The organism is Micromonospora sp. BL4 (genome assembly GCF_003667505.1).
In the GTDB taxonomy this organism is placed as follows: domain Bacteria; phylum Actinomycetota; class Actinomycetes; order Mycobacteriales; family Micromonosporaceae; genus Micromonospora.
Genome location: NZ_RCVJ01000115.1, coordinates 1 through 16,208 on the forward strand (window position 1 = coordinate 1; position 16,208 = coordinate 16,208).

General features: G+C 74.2%; 18 protein-coding genes. 6 read left to right on the forward strand and 12 right to left on the reverse strand.

The features are described 5' to 3' along the window. The first annotated feature begins 215 nt into the window (after positions 1-215). The 3 genes from EAD89_RS12160 (at position 216) to EAD89_RS12170 (ending at position 3,872) form a co-directional block, all read left to right on the forward strand. Positions 216-1,091, forward strand: a complete 876-nt coding sequence (locus EAD89_RS12160; protein WP_121675775.1) for an SPFH domain-containing protein — start codon at positions 216-218, stop codon at positions 1,089-1,091. Between the two features lie 80 nt (positions 1,092-1,171). Continuing rightward, positions 1,172-2,296 (forward strand): hypothetical protein, encoded by a 1,125-nt coding sequence (locus EAD89_RS12165; RefSeq protein ID WP_121675776.1) that lies wholly within the window; start codon positions 1,172-1,174, stop codon positions 2,294-2,296. Between the two features lie 211 nt (positions 2,297-2,507). Next, complete coding sequence (locus EAD89_RS12170) at positions 2,508-3,872, forward strand: MFS transporter (RefSeq protein ID WP_121675777.1); 1,365 nt, start codon at positions 2,508-2,510, stop codon at positions 3,870-3,872. 43 nt (positions 3,873-3,915) lie between these two features. Here EAD89_RS12170 and EAD89_RS12175 read toward each other — a convergent pair whose 3' ends face one another. The 7 genes from EAD89_RS12175 to EAD89_RS12205 all read right to left on the reverse strand — a co-directional run bounded on the left by EAD89_RS12175 (position 3,916) and on the right by EAD89_RS12205 (position 8,936). Next, the gene (locus EAD89_RS12175) at positions 3,916-4,302 is read right to left on the reverse strand and encodes a VOC family protein (RefSeq protein WP_121675778.1); all 387 of its coding nucleotides are present in this window, start codon (positions 4,300-4,302) and stop codon (positions 3,916-3,918) included. Continuing rightward, a complete protein-coding gene (locus EAD89_RS12180) occupies positions 4,299-5,051 on the reverse strand; it encodes a hypothetical protein (RefSeq protein ID WP_233578547.1) in 753 nt (250 codons plus the stop codon). Before EAD89_RS12180 ends, EAD89_RS12175 begins: the two co-directional genes overlap by 4 nt. A gap of 201 nt (positions 5,052-5,252) precedes the next feature. After that, positions 5,253-5,669, reverse strand: a complete 417-nt coding sequence (locus EAD89_RS12185; RefSeq protein WP_121675806.1) for a YchJ family protein — start codon at positions 5,667-5,669, stop codon at positions 5,253-5,255. 24 nt (positions 5,670-5,693) lie between these two features. Continuing rightward, a complete protein-coding gene (locus EAD89_RS12190) occupies positions 5,694-6,461 on the reverse strand; it encodes an SGNH/GDSL hydrolase family protein (RefSeq protein WP_121675780.1) in 768 nt (255 codons plus the stop codon). A 76-nt stretch (positions 6,462-6,537) separates the two neighbouring features. Next, entirely contained in the window at positions 6,538-7,644 is a 1,107-nt protein-coding gene (locus tag EAD89_RS12195) for a magnesium and cobalt transport protein CorA (RefSeq protein ID WP_121675781.1), read from the reverse strand. A 106-nt stretch (positions 7,645-7,750) separates the two neighbouring features. Further along, complete coding sequence (locus tag EAD89_RS12200) at positions 7,751-8,335, reverse strand: class F sortase (RefSeq protein WP_233578549.1); 585 nt, start codon at positions 8,333-8,335, stop codon at positions 7,751-7,753. 115 nt (positions 8,336-8,450) lie between these two features. After that, positions 8,451-8,936, reverse strand: a complete 486-nt coding sequence (locus tag EAD89_RS12205; RefSeq protein WP_121654291.1) for a hypothetical protein — start codon at positions 8,934-8,936, stop codon at positions 8,451-8,453. Positions 8,937-9,268: 332 nt separating this feature from the next. Between EAD89_RS12205 and EAD89_RS12210 the strand changes: the two genes are divergently transcribed. Both EAD89_RS12210 and rnhA read left to right on the forward strand, forming a co-directional pair. Beyond that, positions 9,269-10,552: a lycopene cyclase family protein gene (locus tag EAD89_RS12210; RefSeq protein ID WP_121675807.1), complete on the forward strand. Its 1,284-nt coding sequence runs from the start codon at positions 9,269-9,271 to the stop codon at positions 10,550-10,552. Positions 10,553-10,642: 90 nt separating this feature from the next. Further along, positions 10,643-11,119 (forward strand): ribonuclease HI, encoded by a 477-nt coding sequence (gene rnhA, locus EAD89_RS12215; protein WP_121675783.1) that lies wholly within the window; start codon positions 10,643-10,645, stop codon positions 11,117-11,119. An 18-nt stretch (positions 11,120-11,137) separates the two neighbouring features. On the opposite strand, the gene EAD89_RS12220 is transcribed toward rnhA, so the two are convergent. Beyond that, a complete protein-coding gene (locus EAD89_RS12220; protein WP_089021268.1) occupies positions 11,138-11,374 on the reverse strand; it encodes a preprotein translocase YidC in 237 nt (78 codons plus the stop codon). A 39-nt stretch (positions 11,375-11,413) separates the two neighbouring features. Beyond that, entirely contained in the window at positions 11,414-12,634 is a 1,221-nt protein-coding gene (locus EAD89_RS12225; protein WP_121675784.1) for an MFS transporter, read from the reverse strand. Positions 12,635-12,639: 5 nt separating this feature from the next. On the opposite strand from EAD89_RS12225, the gene EAD89_RS12230 reads away from it, so the two are divergent. Then, positions 12,640-13,161, forward strand: coding sequence for a MarR family winged helix-turn-helix transcriptional regulator (locus EAD89_RS12230; RefSeq protein WP_121675785.1), 522 nt, complete (start codon positions 12,640-12,642; stop codon positions 13,159-13,161). A 32-nt stretch (positions 13,162-13,193) separates the two neighbouring features. On the opposite strand, the gene EAD89_RS12235 is transcribed toward EAD89_RS12230, so the two are convergent. The 3 genes from EAD89_RS12235 to EAD89_RS12245 all read right to left on the reverse strand — a co-directional run bounded on the left by EAD89_RS12235 (position 13,194) and on the right by EAD89_RS12245 (position 16,191). Next, entirely contained in the window at positions 13,194-14,096 is a 903-nt protein-coding gene (locus EAD89_RS12235; RefSeq protein ID WP_121675786.1) for a pentapeptide repeat-containing protein, read from the reverse strand. Positions 14,097-14,185: 89 nt separating this feature from the next. Next, on the reverse strand, positions 14,186-15,262 hold the full coding sequence (locus EAD89_RS12240) for a DUF5919 domain-containing protein (RefSeq protein ID WP_121654296.1): 1,077 nt from the start codon (positions 15,260-15,262) through the stop codon (positions 14,186-14,188). A gap of 122 nt (positions 15,263-15,384) precedes the next feature. Beyond that, positions 15,385-16,191, reverse strand: a complete 807-nt coding sequence (locus EAD89_RS12245; protein WP_121654297.1) for an SDR family oxidoreductase — start codon at positions 16,189-16,191, stop codon at positions 15,385-15,387. Positions 16,192-16,208 lie beyond the last annotated feature (17 nt).

Sequence of the window (16,208 nt, forward strand, 5' to 3'; positions counted from 1 at the left end):
TCAGATGTGTATAAGAGACACTTCCTGGCCCACGTCGAGCTCGATCAGCAGATGCTCGACAGGTCAGCGAGACGGGGGCTCCGCGCGCCACGCGTTGGCGAGCACTTCACCCACGATCCCGCTCGCCGGGTGGCGCGATTTGGGCGGCATGGTGGGGAGCGGAACGGGTACCCGGCGCTCCGGGAGGCGGGCGCCTCCGGGGGAGCGCGGATGCCATGGGAGCTGCCGTCGTCGGCCTGGTCGTCGTGGTCGTGGTCGTGGTGCTGGTGTTGTCCCTCAGCGTCCGGCTGGTGCAGCAGTACCAGCGCGGCATCGTGTTCCGGTTCGGCCGGGTGCTGGAGCGGGTCCGCCAGCCGGGCCTGCAACTGATCGTCCCGGTCGCCGACCGGATGGTGCGGGTCAGCATGCAGACCACCGTGATCGGCGTACCGCCGCAGGGCGCGATCACCCGGGACAACGTCACGCTCACCGTCGACGCGGTGGTCTACTACCGGGTGGTGGACCCGGTGAAGGCGCTGGTGAACGTGCACGACTATCCCTCGGCGGTGCTCCAGGTCGCCCAGACCGCGCTGCGCTCGGTGATCGGGCGGGCCGACCTGGACACCGTGCTGGGCGACCGGGAGCGGGTCAACGCCGAGCTGAAGTCCGTCATCGACGCCCCCACCGAGAAGCCCTGGGGCCTGCTCATCGAGCGGGTGGAGGTCAAGGACGTCTCGCTGCCGGAGGGGATGAAGCGGTCGATGTCCCGGCAGGCCGAGGCCGAACGGGAACGCCGGGCCCGGGTGATCGCCGCGGACGGCGAGTTCCAGGCCTCGCGGCGTCTCGCCGACGCGTCCCGGGCGATGGAGGCCACGCCCGGCGCGTACCAGCTGCGTCTGTTGCAGACCGTGGTGGACGTGGCGGCGGAGAAGAACAGCACGCTGGTCATGCCGTTCCCGGTCGAGTTGCTGCGCTTCTTCGACCAGTTGGCCCCGCACACCGCCGGATCGGGCCGGCCGACGGCCGCCGCGCCCGATCTGGGGCCGGTGACGGAGCAGGTGGCCACCGCCGCCGAGCAGGGCGATGACCGTCCGCGGGCCTCGGGGCGCTGAGTGGCCGGCGTTTCCGCGCGGGTCGACGGGGGTAGGTCGGGGCCGACCGTCCCGGCTGCCCCGCGTGAAGGAATGACCAGATGAGTGACAACGTCAGCGACGCGGTGGGCGACGCCCTCCGCTCGGTGATGCTCTTCCTGCCCAAGGCCGTCGCCTTCCTGGCGATCCTGGTGGCCGGATGGCTGATCGCCAAGGCCGTGTTGAAGATCGTGGAGAAGGTCCTGGAACGGGTGGGCTTCGACCGCGCCGTCGAACGCGGCGGCGTCCGCCGGGCGTTGAGCCGCTCCCGGTACGACGCGAGCGACATCGTCGCGAAGCTCGTCTACTACGCGGTGCTGCTGTTCACCCTTCAGCTCGCCTTCGGCATCTGGGGCCCGAACCCGATCTCCGACCTGCTCGGCGCGGTGATCTCGTGGTTGCCCCGCGCCTTCGTCGCGATCGTCATCGTCGTGGTCGCCGCCGCCATCGCCAACGCCGTGAAGGACATCATCGGCGGCGCGCTCGGCGGCCTGTCGTACGGTCGCGTGCTGGCCAACATCGCCTCGGTGTTCATCCTCGGCCTCGGCGTCATCGCCGCGCTGAACCAGATCGGCGTGGCCACCGCGGTCACCACTCCGGTGCTGATCGCCGTGCTGGCCACCATCGGCGGCATCCTCGTCGTCGGGGTCGGTGGGGGCCTGATCCGTCCGATGCAGAGCCGTTGGGAGTCGTGGCTCACCCGTGCGGAGCAGGAGTCGCAGCTGATCGCCTCGCACGCCCGCGCCTACCAGGCCGGTCGCCGCGAGGCGGAGGCGAAGCTGGCCCGGCCGTCGACCGGCACGCCCGACCCGGAGGCCGAGCCGGCCCGGCCGTCCTTCGCCGGCACCGATCCGGAGGCCACCCAGGTGGTGACCCGACCGGTCGACCCGGACACCACCCAGGTGGGGCCGTCCGCCGACGCGGACGCCACCCAGGTGGTGCGTGGACCAGCCGACCCGGACGCCACCCAGTTCGTCACGAGGGGCGGCGGCGACGCCGACACGACCCAGGTGGTGAGCCGGGGCGGCGGCGATGCCGACACGACCCAGGTGGTGAGCCGGGGCGGCGGCGATGCCGACACCACCCAGGTGGTGAGCACCGGCGACGGCGCGGTGCCCGGCCAGCGCATCAGCGACGACAGCGAGACCACCACGGTCATCCCGCCGGTCGACCCGAACCGGCGCTGACACGCGGTGGCGCCAGCGGGGTGGGCTCATTGTGGGAGCCCACCCCGCTGCCCGTTGTCCGGCGCGCCGAAAGCGCTGGCCGGCGCGGCGATGCGCGTCTAGCATCGCGGTCATGACCTGGCGACATTGATCCAACGGCGTAGGCCGATCCCGTGGGCCACCACGGGCACCGCACGTCCGGTGTCCGTCTCCACTCCCACGGGAAGGCCCCATGATCTTCACCGCCTCGCGCGTGCCCGACCCGGCGCTCCGCCGGCTGACCACCATCCTCTACGGGTACGCGTTCCTCACCGACCTTGTCCTGCTCTACCCGCTGTACGTGGTGTTCTTCGCCGACACCGGGCTGTCGGTGGGGCAGATCTCGTCGCTCTTCGTCATCTGGTCGGCGGCCGGCATCCTGTTCGAGGTGCCCTCCGGCGCGTGGGCCGACGTGGTGTCCCGCCGGCTGCTGCTGTGCCTCGCCCCGCTGGTGACCGCCGCCGGGTACGCGCTCTGGATGCTGCTGCCCTCGTACCCGGCGTTCGCCGCCGGTTTCCTGCTCTGGGGCGCCGGTGGCGCGTTGGTCTCCGGCGCGCTGGAGGCGCTGGTCTGGACCGAGCTGGACCGGCTCGACGCGGTCGGCCGGTACGCCCGGGTGCTCGGGCGTGAGCGGACGGCGGGTGTGCTGGGCGTGGTGGCCGCCGGAGTGCTCGCCGGCCCGGTGCTCGCCGTCGGCGGATACCCGGCGGTCGGCGCGGCCAGCGTGCTCGCCTGCCTGCTCGCCGCGGCGGTCGCCACCCGGTTCCCCGAGCACCGCCCACCGGCCGTTCCGCCCGCTCCGGCCGGCGTACCCGACGCGGCCGGCGTACCCGGCGCGGCCGGCGTACCCGGCGCGGCCATCCGGCCGCTGGTTGCCACCGTGCCCGGGAAAGACAATCCGGAAGCCAACCTGGACGACGATGACGACCTGGGCTGGTGGGACACGCTGCGGGCCGGGGTGACGCAGGTCCGGACGCGACCGCCGGTACGGGCAGCCGTGCTGCTGGTCGCCGTGGTCGCCGCCGACTGGGGCGCCCTGGACGAGTACACCCCGCTGCTGGCCCTGGACACCGGCGTCGGGGCGCAGGCCGTGCCGCTGCTGCTCCTGCTGCTCTGGGCCGGCGTGACCATCGGCGGGCTGCTCGCCCCGGCGGGGGAGCGGTTGGGCAACCGGGGGTACGCCGCTCTGCTGGGCCTGGTCGGCGTCGCGCTGGCCGGGGGCGCCCTGACCGGGCATCCGGCCGGGTTCGCCCTGCTCGCGGTGGCGTTCGGGGCCGCGCAACTGGCCACCGTGCTGGCCGACGCGCGGCTCCAGGCCCGGATCACCGGCACCAGCCGCGCCACCGTGACCTCGCTGGCGGGGATGGCCACCGACGTGCTGATCATCGGAACGTACGCCTGCTACGGCCTCGTCGCCACGGCGGCCGGCAACGGGGTGGCGTTCGCGGTGACGGCCGGGCCGTACCTCATCGTGGCTCTGGTGCTGCTCCGCCGCCGCGGACGCCCCGCGGCCGTGCCCACCGACGTCACCGCGGCGGCCGCGCGCGGCGCGGACTGACCGGGGCCGGCGGCGGCCTCCGCGGCCTCCGCCGACCCCCCGCTCAGCCGGCCAGGTGCAGGAACGACCACTGGTGTCCGTCGAGGTCCCGGAAGCCACGCATGTACATGGGCCCGTTGGCCGTCCCCGGCCCGAGCGACTCCCCACCGGCGACCGCCGCCTGGTCGACCAACTCGTCGACCTGCTCCCGGCTCTGCACCGACAGCCCGATGATGACCTCCCGGCTGGTCTGCGTGTCCGTGGCGGCGACCCCGGTGTACTCCTCGAAGCCCGAGCGGAGGTGCAGCATCAGCCGGGTGCTGTCGGAGATGGTGAGCGCCAGGGTGTCCCCGTCCACGTCGGCCTGATCGCTGGTGAAGCCGAGCGCCCGGTAGAACTCGGCGGCGGTGGTCAGGTCACGCACCGGCAGGTTGATGAACGTCATGGTCATCGGTGGTCTCCGTTCGACTCGAGCACTACCTTCAACGTGGCGAGCCGCTCCCGCCAGTACGCCTTCAGCTCCGCGGCCTGCTCGGCCCCGGTCAGCTTCTCGTGCAGGATGGTGACCCGGGCCTTCGACTCGCCGACAGCGTCGAAGCCGACGACGATCCGGGTGGGGCCACCGGCCCAGTCGGCCCGGAAGCTGCGGGGCGCGGTGGCGGTGCGGACGCGTACCTCGACGTCGGGCAGCCAACGGGCGCGTGCCGTCTCGTCGGCGAAAGCCTCGTACAGCCGCAGCGCCGGCACCGCCACCGTCCGGCTGGCGCTGGCGGAGAAGCCGCCGCCGCGTTGCTGACCGGGCGCGCGGAGGCCCCGTGTCTGCTCGTACCCGACGGTGATGGTCTGTGCCCACCAGCCGGGCACCTCGTATTCGGCGACCAGGTGGCGGGCGATCTGGGTGTGCGTCCACTCGGTGGCGGCCGCAGCGTCGAGCAGGGCGAACCACTCGGCCCAGCCACGGCCGGTCCGGGCGCGGATCAGGTCGTCGGCGATCCGCTCGGTCTGCGCCGCGGCGGGCCGGGGAGGCGGTGCCGTGACAGGCCCCGGAGGCGGTGCCGTGCCGGGCTCCGGAGGTGGCGCCGCGTCCGAGGCCGGCTCGGCGGCCCGACTGATCAGGTGCCGGCGGGCCGTGGTGTAGCTCTCGCCGGTCTTCTCCATCCGGGTTCGGACCCGGGTCTTGAACGATCTCTGACTGGTCATCACATGCTCCCGGTCAACGGCACGGTCACCGGGACTCACGCTCCCGCCGACCCCGCCGGAGTGGGGCATGTGGCACCACGTCCCGAGGGCTCCAGGCCCCCTTTGCCTCCGCGTTGCCGGCGGCGTGAGCGCCGGGAGGGAGGTGCGGCGCAGGACCACGCCGAGGTCATCCTATGCCCGAACCGGCTTCCGGCGCAGCCGTCAGGGCTGGTCGCCGTCGAGGTAGACCCATCGGCCGTCCTCGCGAACGAACCGGCTGCGTTCGGTCATCGCGCCGGGCCGGCCCGCGTCCCGGTAGTGGGCGTGGAACGTCACCGTGCCGGTGGTGTCGAGCAGGCCGCCCCGCTCGGTCTCGACGATCTCCAGTCGGATCCACCGTTGCCCCCGGTCAAGGTCCAGCGAGGCGGGTCGGGCCGAGGAGTGCCAGCTGCGCAGCAGGTAGCCGGTGTCGCCGAGGGCGAAGGCGCTGAATCGGGAGCGCATCAACGCCTCGGCCGTCGGCGCCTGAGCCACCCCGGTGTGTACCGGCGCGCAGCAGTCGGCGTACGCCGGTCCGGAGCCGCACGGGCAGGCCCGTCCGGTCGTCACGTCCGCCCGCTTGCGCCCACTTCTGCCCACGACACCATCCTGCCGTACCACCTGCTAGTCCACCCGCACCGGCAGCGGCACCGGCCGCTTCGCGACCCGGTCGTCGCCGGACGACCGGCCGCGCAGGTGCCGGGCCAACCACGGCAGCAGGTGCCGGCGGGTCCAGGCCAGCTCGGCGCCGAACACCTCGCCCCGGCGACGCCGGGGCGCCGGCGGCAACGGCCGGGTCCAGGAGTCGTCGAACCCGGGCAGACCCGCCGTGTACGCCAGCGCGTCCGCGATCCGCTCGTGGCCGGCGCTGTTGGCGTGCAGCCGGTCGTCGCTCCACAGCCGGGGATCGGAGGAGACCGGGTGGGCGCCCAGGTCGAGCAGGGTGGCACCGGTCCGCGCGGTCGCCGCCCGCAACGCCTCGTTGAGGGCCAGCATCCGACCGCGCAGCGGCCGGGCCAGCGGCATCACGGGCGCCGGGTCCGGCATGGTGAAGGTCAGGACGGTGGCGCCCTGCCCGACGAGGGCCCGCTGCATCGCCGCCACGTCCTCGGCGACCTGGTCCGCGTCGAAGGAGGGGCGCAGCACGTCGTTCATGCCGGCGACCACGGTGGCCAGGTCAGGGGCCAGGTCGAGGGCGGGCTGGAGCTGTTCGGCGCGGATCCGGGCGGTGGTGCGGCCACGGATGGCCAGGTTCGCGTACTCCAGGCCGCCCTGGGCGCGGGCCACCGCCACCGCGAAGCGGTCGGCCCAGCCCCGGTAACCACCGGCGCCGTCCGGGTCGTCGAGCCCCTCGGTGGTGCTGTCGCCGATCGCCACGTACCGCTGCCACATCACCCGCGCGAGGTTAGCCCCCCGTCGCCGGCCGGCGTACCGGCGGTCGTCGACAGTGACGGGGGACGCGTGGGCGTCACAGCCAGCCCGAGCGGCGGAACAGGCGGTACAGGGCGAGGGCGGCCACCGCCATCAGGGTGAGAGCGCCGGCGTAGCCGTAGCGCCAGGCCAGCTCCGGCATGTGCGAGAAGTTCATGCCGTACACGCCGGCGATGCCGGTCTGGGTGGCCGCGATGGCCGCCCACGCCGCGATCTTGCGCATGTCGTTGTTCTGTTCCACGGCGAGCTGCGCCAGCCGGGACTGGACGATCGAGGTGAGCAGGTCGTCGTACGCGGCCACCCGGTCCACCGCCCGACTCAACCGGCCGTCCACGTCGACGAACCAGCGGTGCAGGGCGCGCGGCGGCCCGTCGGAGCCCGGGTCGAGCAGCGTCCGCATCGGCGCCTGCAACGGCAGCACCGCCCGCTTGAACTCCACCACCTCCCGCTTGAGCTGGTAGATGTGCTGGATGTCGACGGAACGGTCGCGGGCGAACACCGACTCCTCGACCCGTTCCAGGTCCCGCTCCACGTGCCCGGCCACCTCCAGATAGGAGTCGACCATCCGGGCGCAGACCGCGTACGCCACCGCCCATGGTCCTGCGGCCAGCAGCGCCGGTCGGCGTTCGATGTCGGCGCGGACGCTGCGCAGCGCCCCGGCGGCGCCGTGCCGCACGGTGATGGCGAACCGGTCGCCCAGCAGCACCATCACGTCCCCGGTGTCGATCACCTCGGAGGTGTCGGTCAGCTCGTCGTGCTCCACGTACCCGGCGGTGCGCAGCACCAGCAGGGTGACCGGTCCGTGGCGCTGCACGGTGGGCCGGTGCCCGTCGGCGAGGGCCTGCTCGACGGTCAGCTCGTCGAGCCCGAAGGTCCGGCCCACCGCGGCGAGCACCGCCGGCCCGGGGTCGTGCAGTCCCAGCCAGACGAAGGCGTCGCGGCCACGTCGGGCGTGGGCGTACGCGTCGGCGTAGTGCGGGCGGCCCGGCTCGCGCCGGCCGTTGACGTAGACGGCGCAGTCGACCACGGCGTCCGGATTGGACCGGCGCGGAGCGGGCACCGCACCTTCGACCCGACCGAGCAGCCGACGGGTCAGGGCGCGGACGCCTCGGCCGGCCCGGTCCCGTACCGATTGCTGATCCACCGCGTGCCTCCCCGTCGACGGCGCACCGCCCCACGGTGCCCGGAGGGGATGGTGCCACCGCATTCTGCCGAGCAGGGTCCGGCTCCCGACAGCCGGGCGGCCCGGCTCAGGCCGTGCGGGTGGCGAAGACGACGATGTTGTCCACGTAGTTGCCGGTCCCGGCGTCGAACCGGCCGCCGCAGGTGATCAGGCGCAGCCCGGCGATGTCCGACGGCCCGTAGACCAGCGTGGTGGGGAAGTGCTCCTTGGGGTACGACCGCACACCGTCCACGGTGAACGTGGTGACCCGCTCGTCGGCGCGGGTGATCTGGATCTCCTGGCCGGCGCGCAGGCGCCCGAGGTCGAAGAAGACCGCCGGGCCGGCCGGGGAGTCGACGTGTCCGACCACGACGGCGTTGCCGGTCTCGCCCGGACTGACCCCGTGCCGGTACCAACCGGCGACGGTGGGCCGGTCCAGGGGCGGCACCTCCAGCACCCCGGCGGCGTCCGCGCCGACCGGGACGACCTCGGCGCGTACGCCGATGGCCGGGATCTGCACCCGGACGGGCGCGGCGCGGGGCAGCGGCGCCAGGTCCGGTGCGGGGTGGGTGCGGGTCGGCGCGTCGACCGGCGGCCGTGGTGGCCGCGCCGGGTCGGCGGTGACGCCGACGGTGATCAACCCCAGCCCGCTCACGCCGAGCAGGGCGACCACGGCCGGTAGGGTCCGCCGTCTCCACACGTGCCGACCTCCGTACGGGATCGTCGGGGTGCCCGCGCCGGTTTCACCGGTGCGGGCACCCGTCCTCAGGGATGGAGCGGGTCGCCGGTCAGGCGACGGCGGACACCGGACGGCGTCGGCGAATCAGGAGTACCGCGCCCACGGCGGCGGAGCCGAGCAGCGCGCTGCCGGCGGCGAGGGCACCGTTGTCGCGGTTGCCGCCGCCGGAGCCGGCGGGGGCCCCGCCGATCGGGGTGACGGTGAACGTGGCGCTGCCGGCGGAGCTGCCGTCGCCACAGGTGGCCGCCACGGTGTACGTGCCGAGCGTGAACCCGGCGGTGAAGAGTTCGGCGCTGAGCCCGCCGCCGGCCGCGGCCGTGGTGGACCGGACGTTCTGGTCGCGGTTGGGGCCGGTGACGCGGAAGATGGCGTCGCCCGACTTCGGGTTGCAGGTCGTCGCGGTGAGCACGACGGTCCCACCGACCGGTGTGGTGGCTGGTGACACGGTGGTGTCGGCCAGTGCGGCGCCCGGCAGCAGGAGCGTGCCGAGGCCCACGCCGAGCGCCGCCGAACAGAGTGCTGTTGAGACCTTCATACGCGTCTTCCCTCACTTTTCGTCCGCTGACTACGTGGGACGTCGTTCGGGTGGCCAACTCCGTGACTAGCACCGGTGTGCCCAACACTAGGTGCGTTGGGACCTCGATCCGGTGAAAATGAGAAATCCTCGTTGCCGTCACGTGTCCACCCGAAGGCCGGGAGAGCTGCGGAAAGGCCGACACGGCCCGACCGGCGCCGCTGATCCGATCGATGTCCGTCCGGCCGGGCTGTCACGGGTGGGTCGATGGCGAGGTATTGCCGGCGACGGCGGTAATGCACCACCCGACGCCGGTGGCGGCGGATGGTGGGGCGGTGTGGCAGCGTGGGGCGATGACCGATTCCGCGCCGCTGGACGTCGACCTCGCGTTGCTCGGTGGTGGCGGCGCCGCGTCGCTGCTGCTCGCCGCGCTGGACCGGCACGGCGTCCGCGACCTGCGGATCGCGGTCGTCGACCCGGTGCGCCGGCGGGGCCAGGACCGCACCTGGGCGTTCTGGGGCCACCCGGACAGCGACCTGGACCCGCTGCTCAGCGCGAGCTGGCAGCAGGTCGAGGTGGCGACGCCGGCGCGGCGTCGCATCCTGGACCTGGCCCCGCTGCGGTACGCCATGCTCCGCTCCGGCCCGGTCTACGACCGGGCTGCCGAGGCCGAGCGCCGCCTCGACGCCACCCGGATCGTCGCGCCCGCCGAGACGGTGGTCGACGACGGCACGCGCGTGGAGGTGCGCACCGGCGGCGGGCCGACCGTGCGGGCCGGCTGGGTGCTCGACTCCCGGCCCCGCCCACCGGCCCGAGCGGGGCGGACCACCTGGTTGCAGCACTTCCGGGGCTGGTGGCTCGAAGCCGACCGCCCGGTGTTCGACCCGGCGCGGGCCGTGCTGATGGACTTCCGCACCCCGCAGCCCGCGCGGGGCGTCTCGTTCGGGTACGTGCTCCCGGTGAGCGACCGCTACGCCCTGGTCGAGTACACCGAGTTCTCGCCGGCCCTGCTCACCGATTCCGGGTACGACGCGGCGCTGGCCGGCTACCGGGACCTGCTCGGGCTCGATCCGGCCGGGCTGCGGGTGCGCGAGGTGGAGAACGGGGTGATCCCGATGACGGATGCGCCGTTCCCGGCCCGGCCCTCGCCCCGGGTGGTCCGTCTCGGCACGGCCGGCGGCGCGACCCGCCCCTCCACCGGCTTCACCTTCTCCGCCATGTACCGCCAGGCCGACGAGGTGGCCCGCGCCCTCGCCGCCGGCCGGCCACCGGTGCCCGCGCCGGCGTACCCGCGCCGGCACCGCTGGATGGACGCGGTCGCGCTGCGCGCGTTGGACCGGGGCGGCGTCGGCGGCCCGGACTTCTTCGACCGGCTCTTCGACCGCAACCCGGCCGAGCGGGTGCTGCGCTTCCTCGACGGCCTCACGACCCCCGCCGAGGAGGTCGCGGTGATGAACTCCACCCGGCTGCTGACGATGATCGCGGCCACCGCCGGCGACGCGGCGGACCGGGTCCGCGACCGGCTGCGCCCACCCCGAACCGCCCCGGCCGTCCCGCCGGCCGTGGTGGGCGTCCCGCCCTCGGGCGGCGCCCTGCCGGACGTCGCCGCGTCGGAGCCCGGCACGCCGCCCCGCTGACCGGGCCGGTCAGCGCTGGGCGGTCACCCGGTCCGGCGTGGCGGCCCCCGAGCGCGGGGCGCGGCGTCGCCGCCCGGTAGGTTGCCGGGCATGGTGGACGCGGCGGCCGGCAGAGGTGTGCAGATCTGGACCGACGGGGCGTGCAGCGGCAACCCCGGGCCGGGCGGTTGGGGCGCGCTGCTGCGCTACGGCGACCACGAGCGGGAGCTGTGCGGCGGTGAGGCCACGCCCACCACCAACAACCGGATGGAGCTGATGGCGGCCATCCAGGCGCTGGAGAGCCTGAACCGGCCGGTCGTCGTGGAGCTGCACACCGACAGCACGTACGTGCGCAACGGCATCACCAGCTGGCTGGCGTCCTGGAAGCGCAACGGCTGGCTCACCGCCGCGAAGCAGCCGGTGAAGAACGCCGACCTGTGGCAGCGCCTGGAGGCGGCCTGCGAGCGGCACCAGGTCACCTGGCTCTGGGTCAAGGGGCACAACGGGCACCCGGAGAACGAGCGGGCCGACGGGCTGGCCAACAAGGGCATGACCGAGGCGCGGGCCGCGGCGCTGGCCAGCCGCTGACCTCGGGCTGAGCCCGCGTCAGCGGGTGGCGTCCGGATGCCCGGGCATGGTGGATCCGCCGCCGCTGCTGCCGGAGGAGCCCCCGGCGACACCCGAGTTGTCGTCCTCGGTCACGATGTCCGGCCGGACGTCGGTGCCGTCCGGCGGCGGCACCTCGGTGTCCGCCTCGACCTGCACCAACCGGGCCTGGCCGGCCTCGTCCTCGCTGTGCTGCGGGTCGCTCGGCTGCTCACCGTCGCGCTTTCGGAAACCCACGCCGTGCCCCCCGTCGGTGCCGTTCCGCGTCGGCGGTGGCTACCCGGCGTCACCGTTGACGAAACCTCGCCCGCCGGCGCTGACCGCCGGTGCGACCGTCTCGGCCGGCGGCGGTGGGGACGGCAGCCGCAGTGTCCCTCGGCGGCTGAGCGCGACGACCAGGGCCAGGGCCAGCGCGGCGGACACCACCAGGAACGCCGGGGTGTTGCCGAGGTGGTCGTTGACCACTCCGCTGGTCGCCGAGCCGACGGCGATGCCGAGCTGCCCGGCGGTCTGCAACCAGCCGTACGTCTCGGCGAGGTGGGGCGCTGGGGTGGACCGGGCCAGGATCTCGTCGGTGACGGCGAGGAAGGGTGCCAGCGCGAGACCGAAGAGCGCGAGCGCCACGGCCATCTGCGGCACGCTCCGGGGCAGCAGCAGCGCCAGCGAGGTGGCGGCCAGCATGCCGACCAGCGTCAGGTACGCCCCACCTGGGGTGCCGGGCCGGCCCCGGCGGGCCAGCAGCAGGCCACCCGCCAGGCTGCCCACCGACCAGATGGTGACCAGCAGTCCGGCCTGGTCGGGGTGCCCGACGGTGGTGGCGAAGGCGGGCACCAGCACCCACATCGCGCCGATGCCGGTCATGTAGCCGAGGTGGGTGCCGACGATGGTGCGACGGGTGGCCCTGCCGGGCAGCGCGGACCGTTTCTCGGCGGGCCGCCGGTCGACCTCACGTGGCGGCAGGACGGCGGCCATGCCGACGAGCCCGGCGGTGCCGATGACGGCGAAGGCGACCAGCGCCGCCGTGGGACCACTGATCAGCAGGCTCAGCGTCACGGCCAGGGGGCCTCCGACGTAGAGCACCTCCTGCCCGACGGCGTTGACCGCGTACGCGCGGGAGAGCACGGGGGTGGGCACGATCCGGGCCAGGTGGGAGCGTCCACTGCCGACCGCCGGTGGCGTGCTGAGCCCGGCCGCGGTGGCCAGCGCCACGAACGCCACCGGCTCGGTGGTCACCGCCAGCCCGAGCAGGGCGAGCAGGTGGGCGAGGCCGGTGGCGAGCAGCACCGGCCGGGCACCGAGCCGGCCGAGGAGTCGACCGGCCAGCGGCGCGGTGAGCGCCAGCCCGATGCCGCAGCCGGCGCTGGCCACACCGGCGGTGGCGAAGCTGCCGGTGTTCTGGTGACCGAGCAGCACGACGAGCAGTTGACGCAACGCGACTGGTAGCTGTGCCACGGTCATCAACACGATGAGCAGCAGCGCCCGCCGAGGTACATTCATGACTTATGAATCTACCCGCGGATGCTTCGCCGAACCTCCTCGGTGCGCTCGCCCTGCTCGTCGGCTCGCGGATGCGCTCGTCGGTCAGCGCGTCCGTCGGGGCCGGGGGTGCGCTCGCTGAGGCGCTCGTCGTCCTCAAGGACCAGCCGGGCGTGACCGCCGAGTGGCTGGGCCAGGTGCTGGGGCTGACCCAACCCGGTGTGGCGCACCTGGTCCGGCGGCTGCGGGAGCAGGGCTGGGTGGAGAGGCGACCGGGTGCGGACGCGCGCAGCCGTGCGCTGCACCTCACCACCGAGGGCACGGCGGCCGCCGCCGGGATTCTGCACTCCCGGCAGGAGGCGCTGACCGCGCTGCTCGCCCCGCTGACCAGCGAGCAGCGCCGCCAGCTGGAAGACATCGCCCGCACCCTGCTGCAGGACGAGGTGACGGACGACCGCAGCCTGGCCCACCTCTGCCGCCTCTGCGATCGCGCCCGCTGCCCGCAATGCCCGGTCCACGCGGGCTACCGCGAGGTGACCGGGAACTGACCGCCACGCGTACCCGATCGGGGTGGCGCCGCCTATCGACGCCGGCCGCGACGGGCGGGCGCCGCGGCGCCCGCCCGTCGCGGCCGGCGGACCGGGGTCAGGGGCAGAGCCGTCCAGTGCGCGGGCCGGGTGAGGGTCGCCGGCAGCCCGGTGCGCGCGTCACCGCGTGCGGCGTCCAGTTGGGCCTGGTGCAGGAAGAGGGTGGTCCGCACGTCCGCGCCGCGCAGGTCGGCGCCCCGCAGGTCCGCGCCGGTGACGTCGGCCAGGCCCAGGTCGACACCGCGCAGGTCGGCGCCGATCAGCAGCGCCCCGCGCAGGTTGGCGCGGCGCAGGTCCGTCCCGCGCAGATCCGCCCCCAGCAGCTGTGCGCCCCGGCGGTCGGGGCCGGCGGCGCCGCCCCGGGAGCGGGCCGCGTCCCCGGCCCGCGACAGCAGCGGGTTGACCCGGTCCCGGTGCGCGGCCACGTCCACCGCGCGCAGCCGCGCCGGGTCACCTCCGGTGAGCGCCGCCGTCTCGGCGCGGGCGCGCTCCAGCTCGACGCGCAGCTCGGCCGGCGGACGCAGCGCCACCGCCTCGGTGAGGTACCAGAGCAGCTCGTGCAGCGGACGCAGCACGGTGAACGCCGCGGCCATCTCCGGCAGCGTCTCCGGCGCGTCCCGCCAGTCCCGCCCGCCGAAGGTCACCTGGGCGACCTGCTGACCGGCGCCGAAGCAGTCGAACACCGTGCAGCCCGGAAACCCCCGCTCCCGCAGCTCGGTGTGGATGCCGCAGCGGTGGTCGGCACGCAGGTTGGCGCAGGGTTGACCGGCCGGCTTGTCGACGGCGAAGTCCGCCGACGCGGCGAAGGCCGGCACCACGCAGCACAGCCCGAAGCAGCGTCCGCAGTCGGCGCGCAGCTGCGTCGGCCCGGGCGGGGAGGCGGGGCTGGGTGACACGCGGACGTCCTCCTGTGATCGGTCACGGCAATCACCATTGTCCCGCGTACCGCCCGGACCCGGCAGGTCGGGGTTACCGTCCGTGCGGGTCACTGCCCGTCGCGGAGCGGGGTGCCGGGGCGCCCCGGCTGCTGCGGCGCCAACCGGCGGATCGCCCGGTCCCCGTTGCCGGGCCCGTACTTCTGGTCGAAGTGCCGGACCACGGTGGCTGCCGGCGTACGGTCGCCGTCCACCACCTCGGCCAGGGTGAACACGCCCGGCGCCGCCCCGGGTGCCCGTGGTGGCAGCGCGGTCCGCACGGTCAGCGGCCGGGCCAGCCGGAACGCGTGGCAGTCGACGTAGTGCTGCCCGTCCACCGTTACGTACGGCACCTGCACCTCGACCACGTCCGAGTCGTCGTGGCGCAGCGTGACCGTCACCGACCAGTACCGTTCCAGGTCCAAGGTCGCCTGCTCGTGCTCCCACAGCTCCTCGAACCGGGCGTGCACGAACCCGCCCCACGGGCTGTCCATGTCCACCTCGAGCTGGGGCACGTTGAACGACAGCTTCCCGATCGGGAAGAACGAGATCAGCGCCCGACCGTCCCACTGGTAGAGCTGGATCGACGGGGAGGCGTCGTAGAGCCGCACCTGCAACCGGTGCCGCAGCCGGGGGTCGAGGGTGTCGGAGAAGGCGGCCAGGTGGCGCAGGTTGGTGCGGATCTGCCGAGGAACGTTCACCCGCTGCCGTTCCAGCTCCTCGGAGCGCTGCTGGGCGGCGGTGCAGTCCGGGTCGAGCAGGAGCAACTGCACCTGGGAGCCGTTGGCCAGCGCCGCGCGTACCGCCCCCAGCGTCTCCTCGCGGTGTCGCTGCTCCAGCAGGATCGTCCAGGTGTCGAGGATCCGCACGCGCCGGCCGGCGCGGTGCAGCCGCGCCACGAACGCCTGCTGGTCGAAGCTCAGGTGCTCCTGCACCCGCGCCTTGCGGGCCTCCTCGAACAGGGGGTCGAAGATGACGTACGAGATGGCCGCGAGCACGACGCTGGCACCGAGGTTGAGCAGCAGGTCGCTCAGGAAGCCGGTGCTGCGCCAGGCCGCCAGCAGCATCAGGGCCGCGATGCCGAGCAGCGTCCCACCGACGACGAAGGCGCGTCGTTGCCGCCCGCCCCGACCAGCCCACTCGGGCATCCGGTCCCCCTCCGTCGTCGGCCGGCCGCACCGCCGCCGCTGATCACCGGAATGGGGAAGGATACGTGCCCGGTTTGCCGCTCGCTGTCCCGTTCACGACCGCTCGCGTTTTCCCGCTGCGGTCAGACCGAGCGCCAGTCGTTCGACGTCAGGCTGTTGGCCTGCGGGCCCATCAGCAGCATGCCGCCGTCGACCGGCCAGGACGCCCCGGTGACGTAGCTGGCGGCGGGGGAGGCGAGCAGCGCGACCACGGCGGCGACCTCCCGGGCGTCGCCCGGCCGCCCCACCGGCACGCCGGGCCGCTCCTGGGTGAACGGGTCGACGTCCTCCTGACCGGTCATCGGCGTGGCGATCTCGCCCGGGGCGACCGCGTTGACGGTGATTCCGTCGGCGGCCAGCTCCTGTGCCATCACCTTGGTGAGCAGCCCCAGCCCACCCTTCGCCGCGCAGTACGCGGCCGAGCCGACCCGGGGCGCGTGCTCGTGCACGCTGGTGATGTTGATGATCCGCCCGCCGACCCCGGCGGCCCGCATCCGCCGCGCGGCGAGCTGCCCGCACAGGAACGGCGCCTCCAGGTCGACGGAGAGCACCTCCCGCCACTTTTCCCACGCGGTGTCGACGAACGGGGTCGAGGCGCCGGTGCCCGCGTTGTTCACCAGAACCCCGATGCCGCCCAGCCGGTCGGCGAGCTGATCCACCACCGCCGCCGCCTCCGGCAGCCGGGTCAGGTCGACCTCGGCGACCTCGCAGCGCCGCCCGGTGGCGCGGACCTCGGTGGCGGTCCGGTCCGCGCCGTCCGGGTCGCCGTACCAGGTGATGCCGATGTCGAAGCCGGCCTCGGCCAGGGCGACCGCGCAGGCCTTGCCGATGCCGGAGTCCGCGCCGGTGACGACCGCGATCCTCGGGTAGTTGCCGTATCGCTGGGGCATGCTTCCGCACTACCCGC